Below are 14,673 nucleotides of genomic sequence, written 5' to 3' on the forward strand. Positions count from 1 at the left end.
ACTCGGGCCCATGCGAAGTGAGCCCGTGGTCCAGGTCCACGCCCTGGTGAAGCGGTACGGCACGAAGACCGCCGTGGACGGCCTCGACCTGGTGACCCGGGCGGGCGTGACCGCCGTACTCGGGCCCAACGGCGCCGGCAAGACGACGACGGTGGAGACCTGCGAGGGATACCGGAAGCCGGACTCCGGCACGGTACGGGTCCTGGGCCTCGACCCGGTGCGGCAGGCCCGTGAGCTGCACCCGAGGATCGGCGTGATGCTCCAGTCCGGGGGCGTGTACTCGGGCGCCCGGGCCGACGAGATGCTGCGGCACATGGCGAAACTGCACGCGCACCCGCTCGACGTGGACGCGCTGATCGAGCGCCTGGGTCTGGAGAGCTGCGGCAGGACGACCTACCGCAGGCTGTCGGGCGGCCAGCAGCAGCGCCTGGCGCTCGCCATGGCCGTCGTGGGCCGTCCGGAACTGGTGTTCCTGGACGAGCCGACCGCCGGCCTCGACCCGCAGGCCCGCCGCGCGACCTGGGACCTGGTGCGCGACCTGCGCGCGGACGGCGTCTCGGTCGTCCTCACCACGCACTACATGGACGAGGCCGAGCAGCTCGCCGACGACGTGGCGATCATCGACGGCGGCCGGGTCATCGCCCAGGGCACCCCCGAGGAGCTGTGCCGGGGCGGCGCCGAGAACACCCTGCGCTTCATGGGCCGCCCCGGGCTCGACGTGGGCTCCCTGCTCAAGGCGCTCCCGGCGGACTGCTCGGCGGCCGAACTGACCCCCGGCTCCTACCGGGTCGGGGGCAAGGTCAATCCGCAACTGCTGGCGACGGTGACGTCCTGGTGCGCTCAGCACGGCGTGATGCCGGAGAAGATCTCGGTGGAACGGCACACCCTGGAAGACGTCTTCCTGGAGCTCACAGGCAAGGAGCTGCGCGCATGACGGCCACCGGTCTCTACTCGCCCGAGCCGGGCGCGGCGCCCCTGGGACGCATGATCGCGACCCAGGCGGTCCTGGAGACGAAGATGCTCCTGCGCAACGGTGAGCAGCTCCTGCTGACGGTGGTGATCCCGACCCTGGTGCTGGTCCTGTTCAGCTCGGTGGACATCATCGACACGGACGAGGGCAAGGCGGTGGACTTCCTCACCCCCGGCGTCCTGGCCCTCGCGGTCATGTCGACGGCCTTCACGGGCCAGGCGATCGCGACCGGATTCGAGCGCCGCTACGGCGTCCTGAAGCGCCTGGCCTCCTCCCCGCTCCCCCGCTGGGGCCTGATGACGGCGAAGACGGCATCGGTCCTGGTGACGGAGATCCTCCAGGTGATCCTCCTGACGGTGATCGCCTTCGCGCTGGGCTGGTCCCCGCACGGCAACCCCTTCGCCGTCCTGCTGCTCCTGGTCCTCGGCACAGCGGCCTTCTCGGGCCTCGGCCTCCTCATGGCCGGCACCCTGAAGGCAGAGGCCACCCTGGCCGCGGCCAACCTGGTCTTCCTGCTGCTCCTGGTCGCCGGCGGCGTGATCGTCCCCCTGTCCAAGTTCCCTGCCGGAGCCCAGGACGTCCTGAGCCTGCTGCCGATCACGGCCCTGTCGGACGGGCTGCGCGACGTGTTGCAGCACGGGGCCGGGATGCCCTGGGGCGACCTGGGGATCCTGGCGGTGTGGGCCGTGGCCGGTCTGGCCGTGGCGGGACGCTTCTTCCGCTGGGAGTAGGGGCCCTCGTGAACGCGTGCACAAGCGGCCCCCTACGATGGAACGCGTGCCGAACCTGACCCGCGCCGACGCCGTAGCGGCCGTCCGCAACCCGCTCGCCTTCATCGCCGCACGCTGGACCCCGACTCCCCGGACGGTTCAGCGGGCGGCGCTCTCCGCGCTCGTCATGGCGGTGGTCATCGTGGTCACCGGCGGGGCGGTGCGGCTGACCGGGTCGGGACTCGGGTGCCCGACCTGGCCCAAGTGCACGGACGACTCGCTGACCGCGACCAGCGCGATGGGCTTCCACGGTGCCATCGAGTTCGGCAACCGGATGCTCACCTACGTGCTGTGCGCCGCTGTCGGCTGGGCGATCATCACCGCGCGCTCCGAGAAGCCGTATCGGCGCAGTCTGACCCGGCTGGGCTGGGCGCAGTTCTGGATCGTGATGAGCAACGCGATCCTCGGCGGCATTGTCGTTCTCGTGGGTCTGAACCCGTACACCGTCGCGGCCCACTTCGTGGCGACGACGGCCCTGATCACGGTCGCCGCGGTGATGTGGCAGCGCACCCGTGAGGGCGACACGGCTCCCCGCCCGCTGGTCGGCAAGCCGGTGCAGCAGCTGGTGTGGTTCATGGTCGCGGCCGCCGCCCTGCTGATCCTCGTCGGCACGGTCGTGACCGGCGCAGGACCGCACGCCGGTGACTCCAGCGAGGTCGAGCGGATGCCGCTGGACTGGGAGACGGTGGCCAAGGCGCACGCTGTCCTGGCCTGGATCGTGGTGTCGCTGACCTTCGCCCTGTGGTTCATCCTCAAGGCGGTCGACGCCCCCAAGGGCCCCCTGCACCGCACCCGCGACCTCTTCCTGGTCCTCCTCTCCCAGGGCGTCATCGGCTACGTCCAGTACTTCACCGACCTGCCCGAGTTCCTGGTCGGCCTGCACATGCTCGGCTCGGCCCTGGTGTGGATCGGGGTCCTGCGGGTCCTGCTGGCCCTGCGGGAGCGGTCCGAGGGCGACACGCCCGAGGTACCCGCTCAGTCGTACGCCGCCACCAGCTCGTCCATCGCCGGGCCCAGGTAGCCGCGGGTCGCTTCGCGATGCCGGGGCCGGATCGCCGTAGCGGCGGCGCCGGATGTCCTCGACGACCTCCACGGGCGCCCCGAACCGCGGCAGCAGTTCCAGTGCCTCGCGCTTCGAGATCAGCCGACCCTCGCGCAGGGTCACGCTCGCGGGGGCGAAGGTCAGCAGTCCGAGGTCGACCCACACGTCCCGGGTCCACAGTCCGGCGTTGTCGAGGGCCAGCCGCCAGAAGTCACGCTGGTCGCGGACCACGTACTCGGCGAGTTCCCGGTCCGACACCGGCGCCAGCAGTTCCGCGGGCGGCTTCCCGTCCAGCACCCGCCCGAAGGCGTGCAGTTCGCGCCGGGTCACCCGGGAGACCGGCCGCGTGAACAGCTCCTCGTGGGCCCAGGTGAGGTGGCGGCGGCCCGGATCGGCCGCAGGCGTCAGGTAGGTGCAGTGCAGCTGCCGGGACAGCGGCTCGGCCCGCAGCCGCGCGTGCAGCTTCGCCAGCCGCCACACCGTACGGGGGCGTGACGGAGGGGAGAACGGCGATCAGGTCCAGGTCGCTGCGGCCCTCCTGGTAGTCGCCGCCGGCCAGCGAGCCGTGGGCCCAGACCGCGACGGGGCCGAGCGGGGCCAGGTCAGCGAGGAAGCGGTCCAGTAAGCCGTCGGTCCGCATGGACCCATCCTGTACAGGCAGGTCACTCCAGCCCGTACACCCTGCGTGCGTTCCCCGCCGCGATCAGTCCCGCCACCCGCTGCGCGTCCGCCAGCGACCAGGCCCCCTCGGTGACCCAGCCGCCGAGCACCCGGGCCAGCGCCTCGCGGAACAGCCGGGCGCCCACCACATGCAGTTCGGGCAGGCTGTGGGCCCCGCTGGAGAAGACGATCTTGCCGAAGGGGGCCAGTTCCAGGATCTCCGCGAGGACGGTCGCCGCGCGGGCCCCGGTGCGGACGAGGGCGGCACCGGAGTCGGCGTAGACGTGCGGGAAGACACCGGCGAGATGGGCCGCGTGCCGGTGGTAGGGGTAGCTGTGCAGCAGGACGAGGTCGGTGCCGAGACCCGCGGTGGCCCGAACGAAGTCGGTGAGCAGGACGGGGTCCGTGCGGTCGATGCGCAGGCCCGGCTCGCCGAACCCGGCGTGCAGTTGCAGGGGCAGGCCCGAGGCGGCCGCGATCCACAGCAGGTGCCGCAGGAGAACGGGGTCGCACAGTTCGCCGCCCACCCGGCGGGCCGCCAGCCACCGGCCCGCCGCGCCCCGCACCTCTCCGGGCCCCGGCGGCTCGGGCGCGAGCGCGAGTCCGTGCCGTACGCCCGCCACCGAGGTGAAGGCGACCGCGCTCGCGGCGGCTCCGTGCACCGACTCGGCGAGGTTGGCGAGGAAGGACTCGACGGTGCCCGAGGTGTCGGCGACCTGTTCGGCGAGGAGTTCGAGGCGCACGATCTCGCGGGCCTCGGCGTCCGCGGCGGTGGCCAGCTCGGTGGGCCCTGTGAGGTCGCCGGGCAGTCCGGTGTCGACCAGGTAGGTCGTGATCCCGCTGCCCCGCAGCAGCCTGCGGCCCGCTTCCAGTACGCCCAGTTCCCGGCGCCGGGCCAGATAGCGGGCGGGCGGACAGTGCGGTTCCAGGCCGAGCAGGGGCGGGCACCAGCGCCGTACGGCGAAACCCGTCTGGGTGTCGAACAGCGTGGTCCCCGGGGCGGGCGGGCCCTCGGTGCGGGCCAGCTGGGTCTCGAAGGTGCCGAGACCCAGCTCCGTCCTCAGTACGCCGTGGCAGTACTGGTCCACGAGGGACGGCGTTTCGATCATCCGGGCTCCCCGTGCTTGGACCGTGTCGCTCTAACAGGTCCTAACGGGTGAACCGGGCATCAGGTGTTGGTGTCGCCCACTCCGGGTGAAAGGTCGAGGGATCTCAGCCGTTCGAGGGACCGCCGACCTGGATGCCCGCCATCCGGCTCCACTCGTACGGCCCCGTCCTCACCTTGGCGGCGAACTCGCCGTCGAACTCCTCGTGAACGGTGATGCCGGACTTCTCGACGGCCTGCTGGGCCAGCTCGTGCGAGGGGGCTACCAGGTCGCCCCAGTCGCCGTCCTCGCCGACGAGGACGATCCGGGTGCCGCGCTCGCCGATGTGGGCCAGCTGGCCCTCGGCGCCGCCGTGCTTCTTGGAGAAGGCGCTGATCTGCTTGGCGAGCCGGGCGACCTTGCGCGCGGCCTTCGCGTCAACCTGCTGCGTGTCTGCCATGACCAGGATGCTACCGACGAGTAGAGGGGGCGGCCACGTGACCCTTACCTCAGGAAGGGGTCGACCGCCACCGCGAGGAAGAGGATCGACACATAGGTGATCGACCAGTGGAACAGCCGCATCTCCTTGAGCTTCGTGCCCGTCACCTCGGCCTTGGCCCGGTTCTGGAGGCCGTGTGCCTCCCACAGCCAGAAGCCGCCCGCGAGCAGCGCGACCGCCGTGTAGAACCAGCCGGTGTAGCCGAGGGGCGTCAGCAGCAGCGAGACCGCGACCATCACCCAGCTGTAGATGACGATCTGCTTGGCGACCACCTTGTTGGAGGCGACCACCGGCAGCATCGGCACGCCCACGCGCGCGTAGTCCTCGCGCACCTTCATGGACAGCGGCCAGTAGTGCGGCGGCGTCCAGAAGAACATGACGAGGAAGAGGACGAGCGGCGCCCACGACATGGAGTTCGTGACCGACGACCAGCCGATCAGGACCGGCAGGCAGCCGGCGATGCCGCCCCACACGATGTTCTGCGAGGTGCGGCGCTTGAGGATCATCGTGTAGACGACGACGTAGAAGAGGAGCGCGCCGAGGGAGAGCCAGGCGCTCAGCCAGTTGACGGTGAGGCCGAACAGCAGCGTCGAGACGACCGCCAGCGTGATGCCGAAGGCCAGGCACTCACGCGGCGACACCATGCCGGTGACCAGCGGACGCTGCGAGGTGCGGTCCATGAGCGCGTCGATGTCGCGGTCGATGTACATGTTGAGCGCGTTGGCGCCGCCCGCCGACAGGTAGCCGCCCAGGCAGGTGAGCAGCACCAGCTTCAGGTCCGGCACGCCCTGCTGGGCGAGGAACATCACCGGAACGGTGGTGATGAGCAGCAGCTCGATGATCCGAGGCTTGGTCAGAGCTACGAACGCCTTGACACGGGCCCCGAACGGCCGGTGGCTCGGGCTCTGGCTCGCACCGAGCACCCCCGCTGGACGGGATTCGACGGCCGTCACGCACACCCCTACAGAGACATCCCAGCAAGCCTCAGCCGTGTGAAGTCCCGGTAAAGGCTCGCGCGTACCACGCCACTGTAGACGTTGCCCATACCCCGGCATTCGCGGGGGTCGGGTCGTGTCCGAGGACGCCCCCGGAAGAGCTCGGTCCCACTCGGTTGAGCACTCGGACGAGCGGCTGCGTATTCAGTTGCCAAGTGCGGTTCGGGCCAGTCGGGAGGCGGATGTCCGCGCGGCCCGGCAGTCTGGAATGACTCGAAAAAACGCACGTACTTGCGGGGGTAGGCTCGACAACGGCCGGGCGTCCCGTGCACCGGCATTTCGACATGCGTGACATGTGGAGAGGAGCCCTGACCCAGGGTGAGCACCAAGCCGACCACCACAGACCTCGAGTGGACCGAGTTGGACCAGCGGGCCGTCGACACCGCCCGCGTCCTGGCCGCCGACGCCGTACAGAAGGTCGGCAACGGCCATCCCGGTACGGCGATGAGCCTGGCTCCCGCCGCCTACACCCTCTTCCAGAAGGTGATGCGGCACGACCCGGCCGACCCCGACTGGGTCGGGCGCGACCGCTTCGTGCTGTCCGCCGGCCACTCGTCCCTGACCCTCTACACCCAGCTGTACCTGGCCGGTTTCGGCCTGGAGCTGGACGACCTCAAGTCCTTCCGCACCTGGGGCTCGAAGACCCCGGGCCACCCGGAGTACGGCCACACCAAGGGCGTGGAGACCACCACCGGCCCGCTCGGCCAGGGTGTCGCCAACGCAGTCGGCATGGCGATGGCCGCCCGCTACGAGCGCGGTCTGTTCGACCCGGAGGCCCCGCAGGGCGAGTCCCCGTTCGACCACTTCATCTTCGCCATCGCCGGTGACGGCTGCCTCCAGGAGGGCATCTCCGCCGAGGCGTCCTCGATGGCCGGCCACCAGAAGCTCGGCAATCTGATCCTGCTGTGGGACGACAACCACATCTCGATCGAGGGCGACACCGAGACGGCCGTCTCCGAGGACACCCCCAAGCGGTACGAGGCGTACGGCTGGCATGTGCAGCGTGTCGAGCCCCAGGCCAACGGCGACCTCGACCCGGTCGCGATCTTCGAGGCGATCCAGAAGGCCAAGGCGGTCACCGACCGGCCGTCCTTCATCGCGATGCGCTCGATCATCGCCTGGCCCGCCCCGAACGCCCAGAACACCGAGGCCGCCCACGGCTCGGCGCTCGGCGACGACGAGGTCGCGGCCACCAAGCGGGTGCTGGGCTTCGACCCGGAGCAGTCCTTCGAGGTGTCCGACGAGGTCATCAACCACACCCGGCAGGCGCTGGAGCGCGGCCGTCAGGCGAAGGCCGAGTGGGAGAAGTCCTTCCAGGAGTGGCGGAACAACAACCCCGAGCGCGCGGCCGAGTTCGACCGCATCGCCGCGGGTGAGCTGCCCAAGGACTGGGAGTCGGCGATCCCGGTCTTCGAGCCGGGCAAGGGTGTCGCGACCCGTGCCGCCTCCGGCAAGGTCCTCCAGACCCTCGGCGCCGTGATCCCCGAGCTGTGGGGCGGCTCCGCCGACCTCGCGGGCTCGAACAACACGACGATCGACAAGAACAGCTCCTTCCTCCCGGCGGACAACCCGCTGCCGGAGGCGGACCCGTACGGCCGCACGATCCACTTCGGCATCCGCGAGCACTCCATGGCCGCGGAGATGAACGGCATCGCGCTGCACGGCAACACCCGCATTTACGGCGGTACGTTCCTCGTCTTCTCCGACTACATGCGCAACGCCGTCCGGCTCTCGGCGTTGATGCACCTGCCGGTGACGTACGTGTGGACGCACGACTCCATCGGTCTGGGCGAGGACGGCCCGACCCACCAGCCGGTCGAGCACCTGGCCTCGCTGCGCGCGATCCCCGGTCTGAACGTGGTCCGCCCGGCGGACGCCAACGAGACCGCGATCGCCTGGCGCGAGATCCTGCGGCGCTGGACCAAGGAGTTCGGCAAGGGCGCCCCGCACGGTCTGGCGCTGACCCGTCAGGGCGTGCCGACGTACGAGGGCAACGAGGACGCCGTCAAGGGCGGTTACGTCCTGTTCGAGGCGTCGAACGGCTCTCCCGAGGTGATCCTCATCGCCACCGGTTCCGAGGTGCACGTCGCCGTCGACGCGCGCGAGCGGCTCGAAGCCGACGGTGTGCCCACGCGCGTCGTCTCCATGCCGTGCGTGGAGTGGTTCGAGCAGCAGGACCAGGGGTACCGGGACAGCGTCCTGCCCCCGTCCGTGAGGGCCCGTGTCGCGGTCGAGGCGGGGATCGGTCTCACCTGGCACAAGTACGTGGGGGACGCCGGTCGCATCGTTTCCCTGGAGCACTTCGGTGCTTCCGCGGACGGCAAGCTCCTCTTCCAGGAGTTCGGCTTCACTGGCGAGAACGTGGCCGCCAAGGCGCGGGAATCTCTCGCCGCCGCCCAGCGCTGACGCTCACATACGACACGTAGGAGATGTAATTCCATGACAGACGCACTCAAGCGCCTCTCCGAGGAAGGCGTGGCGATCTGGCTGGACGACCTGTCGCGCAAGCGGATCACGTCCGGCAACCTCGCCGAGCTGATCGACCAGCAGCACGTCGTGGGCGTCACCACCAACCCCTCGATCTTCCAGAAGGCGATCTCCGAGGGCGACGGCTACGACCAGCAGCTCTCGGACCTGGCGTTCCGCAAGGTGTCCGTCGAAGAGGCCCTCCGCATGATCACGACGGCGGACGTCCGGGACGCCGCCGACATCCTGCACCCGGTCTTCGACGCGACGGGTGGCCAGGACGGCCGGGTGTCGATCGAGGTCGACCCGCGACTGGCGCACAACCTCAAGGCGACCGTCGCCGAGGCCAAGCAGCTCGCCTGGCTCGTCGACCGCCCCAACACCCTCATCAAGATCCCGGCCACCCAGGCCGGCATCCCCGCGATCACCGAGGTCATCGGCCTCGGGATCAGCGTCAACGTCACGCTGATCTTCTCGCTGGACCGCTACCGCCTGGTCATGGACGCCTTCCTGGCCGGCCTGGAGAAGGCCGAGGAGCGGGGTCTGGACCTGTCGAAGATCCACTCCGTGGCGTCCTTCTTCGTGTCCCGTGTGGACACCGAGATCGACAAGCGCCTCGACGCGCTCGGCACCGACGAGGCCAAGGCCGCCCGCGGCAAGGCCGGCGTGGCCAACGCGCGCCTCGCGTACCAGGCGTACGAGGAGGTCTTCTCGGGCGAGCGCTGGGCGAAGCTGGAGAAGGCCGGGGCGAACAAGCAGCGTCCGCTGTGGGCCTCGACCGGCGTCAAGGACCCGGCGTACAAGAAGACCATGTACGTCGAGGAACTGGTCGCGCCGAACACGGTGAACACCATGCCGGAGGCGACCCTGTTCGCCACCGAGGAGCAGGGCGAGATCCGCGGCAACGCCATCGCCGGTACGTACGAGCAGGCCCGTGCCGAGCTCGACGCGCTGGAGAAGCTCGGCATCTCCTACGACGAGGTGGTCCAGCTCCTGGAGGACGAGGGCGTCGAGAAGTTCGAGGCGGCCTGGAACGACCTGCTCAAGTCGACCGAGGCGGAGCTTCAGCGCCTCGCCCCCTCGGAGGGCTGAAATCTTGTCGAGCAGCAATCCGCTGCGTGACCCTGCCGACCGACGGCTCCCGCGTATCGCGGGGCCGTCGGGCCTGGTCATCTTCGGCGTCACGGGCGATTTGTCACGAAAGAAGCTCATGCCCGCCGTGTACGACCTCGCGAACCGGGGTCTGTTGCCGCCGGGCTTCTCGCTGGTCGGCTTCGCACGGCGGGACTGGGAGAACGAGGACTTCGCGGAAGTCGTCCACGACGCCGTCAAGGAGCACGCCAGGACACCGTTCCGCGAGGAGGTCTGGCAGCAGCTCATCCAGGGGATGCGCTTCGTCCAGGGCACCTTCGACGACGACGACTCGTTCGAGCGGCTGCGCGACACCATCGACGAACTCGACAAGGCACAGGGCACCGGCGGCAACTTCGCCTTCTACCTGTCCGTGCCGCCGTCCGCCTTCCCGGTGGTCATCCAGCAGCTGAAGAAGCACCGGCTGGCCGACCAGTCGAGCGGCTCCTGGCGCCGCGCGGTCATCGAGAAGCCCTTCGGCCACAACCTCAAGTCGGCCGAGGAGCTCAACGCGACGGTCGAGGAGGTCTTCGCCCCGGACCAGGTCTTCCGCATCGACCACTACCTGGGCAAGGAGACCGTCCAGAACATCCTGGCGCTGCGTTTCGCCAACACGATGTTCGAGCCGATCTGGAACCGGTCCTTCGTGGACCATGTCCAGATCACGATGGCCGAGGACATCGGCATCGGCGGCCGGGCGGGCTACTACGACGGCATCGGCGCCGCCCGTGACGTCATCCAGAACCACCTGCTCCAGCTCCTGGCCCTCACGGCCATGGAGGAGCCGGCCTCCTTCGACGCGGACGCGCTGGCCGCCGAGAAGACCAAGGTGCTCGGCGCGGTGAAGCTGCCGAAGGACCTGGGCCGGGACACCGTGCGCGGACAGTACGCGGCGGGCTGGCAGGGCGGCGAGAAGGCGGTCGGCTACCTCCAGGAAGACGGTATCGACCCGCAGTCCAAGACCGACACGTACGCGGCCATCAAGGTGGAGATCGACAACCGCCGCTGGGCCGGGGTGCCGTTCTATCTGCGCACCGGCAAGCGCCTCGGGCGCCGGGTCACCGAGATCGCGGTGGTCTTCCAGCGGGCGCCGCACTCCCCCTTCGACACGACGGCCACCGAGGAGCTCGGCTCCAACGCGATCGTCGTCCGCGTCCAGCCCGACGAGGGCGTCACCGTCCGCTTCGGCTCCAAGGTGCCGGGCACCTCGATGGAGATCCGGGACGTGTCCATGGACTTCGCCTACGGCGAGTCGTTCACGGAGTCCTCGCCCGAGGCGTACGAGCGCCTGATCCTCGACGTCCTGCTCGGCGACTCCAACCTCTTCCCCCGCACGGAGGAGGTCGAGCTGTCCTGGAAGATCCTCGACCCGATCGAGGAGTACTGGGACACGCACGGCAAGCCCGCCCAGTACCCCTCCGGTACCTGGGGCCCGGTCGAGGCGGACGAAATGCTCGCACGAGAGGGACGGAGCTGGCGCCGGCCATGAAGACAGACCTCACCGACACCACCGCCAGCAAGATCAACAAGGCGCTGGTCAAGGCGCGCCGGGCCATCGGCACACCGGCCGTCGGCATGGTGCTCACCCTGGTCATCGTCACGGACGAGGAGAACGCCTACGACGCCCTCAAGGCCGCAGGCGACGCGTCCCGCGAGCACCCCTCGCGCACGCTGGTGGTCGTCAAGCGGGTGTCGCGCAGTCCCCGTGACCGCACCCAGTCCCGCCTCGACGCCGAGTTGCGGGTGGGCGCGGACGCGGGCACCGGCGAGACGGTGGTGCTGCGGCTGTACGGCGAGATCGTCGACCACGCCCAGTCGGTGGTCCTTCCGCTGCTGCTGCCGGACGCGCCCGTCGTCGTCTGGTGGCCGGTGGACGCGCCGCTCGACCCGGCCGGGGACCCGCTCGGGGCGCTCGCCCAGCGGCGGGTCACCGACACGTACTCCTCCGAGCAGCCGGTGCGCGAGCTGACGGCGCGCGCCGACACCTACACGCCGGGCGACACCGACCTCTCCTGGACCCGCATCACCCCGTGGCGTTCGATGCTGGCCGCCGCGCTCGACCAGGTCACCTGCGAGGTGGCGGCCGTCGAGGTGGAGGGCGAGGAGTTCAACCCGAGCTGCGAGCTGCTGGCGATGTGGCTGGCGGACCGGCTCGACGTGCCGGTGAAGCGGTCGCTGTCGAGCGGTCCGGGCCTCACGGCGGTACGCATGCACACGGACAGCGGTCCGATCGTGCTGGACCGCGCGGACGGCTCGCTCGCCACGCTCTCCATCCAGGGGCAGCCGGACCGTGCGGTGGCGCTCAAGCGCCGGGACACGGCCGAGCTGATCGCGGAGGAGCTGCGCAGGCTGGACCCGGACGACACGTACGCCTCGGCGCTGCGCTTCGGGGTGGAACGGCTGAACCCCTCGGTGCCCTTTCCGCAACCGGCCCCCGATGCCAAAGGTGCCGGCACAGAAGGTGCCGACGCCAAAGGTGCCGACGCAGAGGGAGAACCCGTCAAAGGAGAACCCGTCTCCGGAGGACCGGCCGCAGTCTCCACCGAGCTCGCCGTCGAAGCCCCTGTCGAGGGCGCTGCGGAAGCTCCCGGGGCGCAAGGGCCGCAAGGCTCGCCGTCGGCCTCGCTGAAGCCGGTCCCCTCCGGCCTGTCCGGGAACGGGAAGGCGGCGAAGTGAGCACCCCGCAACTGGTCGTGCACCGCGACAAGGAGCTGATGGCCCAGGCCGCCGCGGCCCGTCTGATCACCAAGATCGTGGACGCGCAGGCCTCCAGGGGCTCGGCGTCCGTGGTCCTCACGGGCGGCCGCAACGGCAACGGACTGCTGGCCGCCCTGGCCTCGGCGCCCGCCCGGGACGCCATCGACTGGGGCCGCCTGGAGCTGTGGTGGGGCGACGAGCGCTACCTGCCCGAGGGCGACCCGGAACGCAACGACACGCAGGCCCGCGAGGCCCTGCTCGACGCCGTACCCCTGGACCCGAAGCGCGTGCACTCCATGCCCGCGTCGGACGGCCCCTACGGGGACGACGTCGAGGCCGCGGCGGCGGCCTACGCCGAGGAGCTGGCCCGTGCGGCCGGTCCCGAGAACCACGGCGCGGTCCCGACCTTCGACGTCCTGATGCTGGGCGTCGGCCCGGACACCCACGTGGCGTCCCTGTTCCCGGAGCTCCCCGCGGTACGGGAGACCGAGCGCACGGTCGTCGGTGTGCACGGTGCTCCGAAGCCCCCGCCCACCCGGGTGTCGTTGACCCTGCCCGCGATCCGCGCGGCCCGCGAGGTCTGGCTCCTCGCGGCCGGCGAGGACAAGGCGCAGGCCGTGGCGATCGCCCTGTCCGGCGCGGGCGAGATCCAGGCCCCGGCGGCGGGGGCCCGTGGCCGGGCCCGCACCCTGTGGCTGCTGGACTCGGCGGCGGCCTCCCAGCTGCCGCGGTCGCTGTATCCGCCGGCTTTGTCGTAACTCCCGCCTTTGACGCCGGGTCCCTCTCAGGAGGGGCCCGGCGTTCCCTCGGCTCCGGGGAAGCCGTACGCCTCCCACTCCTCCGGCGACATACGGATCTGCCGGAGCAGGTCCGAGAACGCCGTGGCGTCGTAGAGCACGCCGCTGCGGTCGGCCGGGATCCGTACCCTGTCGATCACTACGGTCGGGGCGCCCGGGCCGGCTCGAACCGGCCGTGCAGCCGGTCGTCGGTGAAGCCGTCCTCGGACTCGTCGGGCCGGTTGGCGTAGAGCACTTCGTGGTACCCCGCGAACCTGCCCCATGCCGGTGCGGCCCGCAGGGCGTTGACCGCCTTCTTGGAGCCGCTGCCGCCGAGCTTGCCGTCCAGGAAGGACGCCAGGGTGTACTCGGCTCTCGCATGGCCCCGCACGATCGCGTCCCGCGGCTCCGGGCCGGCGCCGGTGGTCTCGAACTCCTCGCGATACGGGCACCGCGGATCCTCGTAGAGGTGCACCGTCACCGGTGCGTGCGGGTTGTCGACGGTGATGGTCGTACCGTCGGAAGGGCCGCCGTGAGTGCCACGGCGACCCTCCCCCCTGCTCAGGGGTTCCCGCAGGGGGTGTTCTACTGCCGTCCGCGCAGCTCCCGGTACGTCGTCACCAGCGCCTTGGTCGAGGCGTCCAGGCCCGGTACCTCGGCGCCCTCGGTGAGCGCCGGTTCGACGCGCTTGGCGAGGACCTTGCCGAGTTCGACGCCCCACTGGTCGAAGGAGTCGATGTTCCAGACGGCACCCTGGACGAACACCTTGTGCTCGTAGAGGGCGATGAGCTGGCCGAGGACGGACGGGGTGAGTTCCTTCGCGAGGATCGTGGTCGTCGGGTGGTTGCCCCGGAACGTCTTGTGCGGGACCAGGTCCTCGGCCACCCCCTCCGCCCGCACCTCGTCCGGCGTCTTGCCGAAGGCCAGTGCCTGGGTCTGGGCGAAGAAGTTCGCCATGAGCAGGTCGTGCTGGGCCCTGAGCCCGTCGGAGAGCTCGGCGACCGGCTCGGCGAAGCCGATGAAGTCCGCCGGGATCAGCTTGGTGCCCTGGTGGATCAACTGGTAGTAGGCATGCTGCCCGTTGGTGCCGGGCGTGCCCCACACCACCGGTCCGGTCTGCCACTCCACCGGATTGCCGTCCCGGTCCACCGACTTGCCGTTGGACTCCATGTCCAACTGCTGCAAGTAGGCGGTGAACTTGGACAGGTAGTGGCTGTACGGCAGTACGGCATGGGACTGCGCGTCGTGGAAGTTGCCGTACCAGATGCCCAACAGGCCGAGCAGCAACGGCACGTTGGACTCGGCCGGGGCGGTGCGGAAGTGCTCGTCGACGAGGTGGAAGCCGTCGAGCATCTCCCGGAAGCGGTCGGGCCCGATGGCGATCATCAGGGAGAGGCCGATCGCCGAGTCGAAGGAGTAGCGGCCGCCGACCCAGTCCCAGAACTCGAACATGTTGTCCGGGTCGATGCCGAAGTCCGTGACCTTCTCGGCGTTCGTCGACAGGGCGACGAAGTGCTTGGCGACGGCCTTGTCGTCGTGGAGTCCGGCGGGTCCGTCGAGCAGCCAGGTGCGGGCCGACGTG

General features: G+C 70.3%; 14 protein-coding genes and 1 pseudogene. 8 read left to right on the forward strand and 7 right to left on the reverse strand.

Annotation, left to right across the window (positions count from 1 at the left end; genetic code table 11):
• The first annotated feature begins 10 nt into the window (after window positions 1-10).
• From H293_RS0129735 to H293_RS0129745, 3 genes are read left to right on the forward strand one after another with little or no spacing between them, the layout of a single operon-like run.
• Entirely contained in the window at window positions 11-934 is a 924-nt protein-coding gene (locus tag H293_RS0129735; RefSeq protein ID WP_033415771.1) for an ABC transporter ATP-binding protein, read from the forward strand.
• The gene (locus H293_RS0129740; RefSeq protein ID WP_020121471.1) at window positions 931-1,701 is read left to right on the forward strand and encodes an ABC transporter permease; all 771 of its coding nucleotides are present in this window, start codon (window positions 931-933) and stop codon (window positions 1,699-1,701) included. Before H293_RS0129735 ends, H293_RS0129740 begins: the two co-directional genes overlap by 4 nt.
• A 37-nt stretch (window positions 1,702-1,738) precedes the next feature.
• Window positions 1,739-2,761 (forward strand): COX15/CtaA family protein, encoded by a 1,023-nt coding sequence (locus H293_RS0129745; protein ID WP_051138174.1) that lies wholly within the window; start codon window positions 1,739-1,741, stop codon window positions 2,759-2,761.
• Here H293_RS0129745 and H293_RS55245 read toward each other — a convergent pair.
• From H293_RS55245 to H293_RS0129770, 4 genes and pseudogenes are all read right to left on the reverse strand, one after another.
• Window positions 2,716-3,422: pseudogene (locus tag H293_RS55245) on the reverse strand (nucleotidyltransferase domain-containing protein). The gene H293_RS0129745 and the pseudogene H293_RS55245 overlap by 46 nt on opposite strands.
• A 22-nt stretch (window positions 3,423-3,444) precedes the next feature.
• On the reverse strand, window positions 3,445-4,551 hold the full coding sequence (locus H293_RS0129760) for an amidohydrolase family protein (protein ID WP_020121475.1): 1,107 nt from the start codon (window positions 4,549-4,551) through the stop codon (window positions 3,445-3,447).
• Between the two features lie 103 nt (window positions 4,552-4,654).
• Window positions 4,655-4,987, reverse strand: a complete 333-nt coding sequence (locus H293_RS0129765; RefSeq protein ID WP_020121476.1) for a hypothetical protein — start codon at window positions 4,985-4,987, stop codon at window positions 4,655-4,657.
• Window positions 4,988-5,031: 44 nt separating this feature from the next.
• Window positions 5,032-5,985 carry a heme o synthase gene (locus tag H293_RS0129770; RefSeq protein ID WP_028808306.1) on the reverse strand — a complete coding sequence of 318 codons (954 nt, stop codon included), beginning with the start codon at window positions 5,983-5,985 and terminating at the stop codon, window positions 5,032-5,034.
• A gap of 354 nt (window positions 5,986-6,339) precedes the next feature.
• On the opposite strand from H293_RS0129770, the gene tkt reads away from it, so the two are divergent.
• From tkt to pgl, 5 genes are read left to right on the forward strand one after another with little or no spacing between them, the layout of a single operon-like run.
• Entirely contained in the window at window positions 6,340-8,427 is a 2,088-nt protein-coding gene (gene tkt, locus H293_RS0129775; RefSeq protein WP_020121478.1) for a transketolase, read from the forward strand.
• 33 nt (window positions 8,428-8,460) lie between these two features.
• Window positions 8,461-9,579: a transaldolase gene (gene tal, locus H293_RS0129780; RefSeq protein ID WP_020121479.1), complete on the forward strand. Its 1,119-nt coding sequence runs from the start codon at window positions 8,461-8,463 to the stop codon at window positions 9,577-9,579.
• 1 nt (window position 9,580) lies between these two features.
• Window positions 9,581-11,107: a glucose-6-phosphate dehydrogenase gene (gene zwf, locus H293_RS0129785; RefSeq protein ID WP_397895492.1), complete on the forward strand. Its 1,527-nt coding sequence runs from the start codon at window positions 9,581-9,583 to the stop codon at window positions 11,105-11,107.
• A complete protein-coding gene (gene opcA, locus H293_RS50140) occupies window positions 11,104-12,294 on the forward strand; it encodes a glucose-6-phosphate dehydrogenase assembly protein OpcA (protein WP_020121481.1) in 1,191 nt (396 codons plus the stop codon). The genes zwf and opcA overlap by 4 nt, the downstream gene beginning before the upstream one ends.
• Window positions 12,291-13,073, forward strand: a complete 783-nt coding sequence (pgl, locus tag H293_RS0129795) for a 6-phosphogluconolactonase (RefSeq protein WP_020121482.1) — start codon at window positions 12,291-12,293, stop codon at window positions 13,071-13,073. The genes opcA and pgl overlap by 4 nt, the downstream gene beginning before the upstream one ends.
• Window positions 13,074-13,099: 26 nt before the next feature.
• On the opposite strand, the gene H293_RS61460 is transcribed toward pgl, so the two are convergent.
• From H293_RS61460 to pgi, 3 genes are all read right to left on the reverse strand, one after another.
• Window positions 13,100-13,252: a hypothetical protein gene (locus tag H293_RS61460; RefSeq protein ID WP_020121483.1), complete on the reverse strand. Its 153-nt coding sequence runs from the start codon at window positions 13,250-13,252 to the stop codon at window positions 13,100-13,102.
• Window positions 13,252-13,572, reverse strand: a complete 321-nt coding sequence (locus tag H293_RS61465; RefSeq protein ID WP_020121484.1) for a thioredoxin domain-containing protein — start codon at window positions 13,570-13,572, stop codon at window positions 13,252-13,254. Before H293_RS61465 ends, H293_RS61460 begins: the two co-directional genes overlap by 1 nt.
• A gap of 104 nt (window positions 13,573-13,676) precedes the next feature.
• Window positions 13,677-14,673: glucose-6-phosphate isomerase (gene pgi / locus H293_RS0129810; protein WP_020121485.1), on the reverse strand; the 997-nt coding region annotated here is incomplete at its 5' end.

The organism is Streptomyces canus 299MFChir4.1, assembly GCF_000383615.1.
Classification (GTDB): domain Bacteria; phylum Actinomycetota; class Actinomycetes; order Streptomycetales; family Streptomycetaceae; genus Streptomyces; species Streptomyces canus_C.

Bases quoted from the DNA above. Each gene is read 5' to 3' on its own strand.
- H293_RS0129735 (WP_033415771.1), top strand. From the start codon at position 11: ATGCGAAGTGAGCCCGTGGTCCAGGTCCACGCCCTGGTGAAGCGGTAC.
- H293_RS0129740 (WP_020121471.1), top strand. From the start codon at position 931: ATGACGGCCACCGGTCTCTACTCGCCCGAGCCGGGCGCGGCGCCCCTG.
- H293_RS0129745 (WP_051138174.1), top strand. From the start codon at position 1,739: ATGGAACGCGTGCCGAACCTGACCCGCGCCGACGCCGTAGCGGCCGTC.
- H293_RS0129760 (WP_020121475.1), bottom strand. From the start codon at position 4,551: ATGATCGAAACGCCGTCCCTCGTGGACCAGTACTGCCACGGCGTACTG.
- H293_RS0129765 (WP_020121476.1), bottom strand. From the start codon at position 4,987: ATGGCAGACACGCAGCAGGTTGACGCGAAGGCCGCGCGCAAGGTCGCC.
- tal (WP_020121479.1), top strand. From the start codon at position 8,461: ATGACAGACGCACTCAAGCGCCTCTCCGAGGAAGGCGTGGCGATCTGG.
- opcA (WP_020121481.1), top strand. From the start codon at position 11,104: ATGAAGACAGACCTCACCGACACCACCGCCAGCAAGATCAACAAGGCG.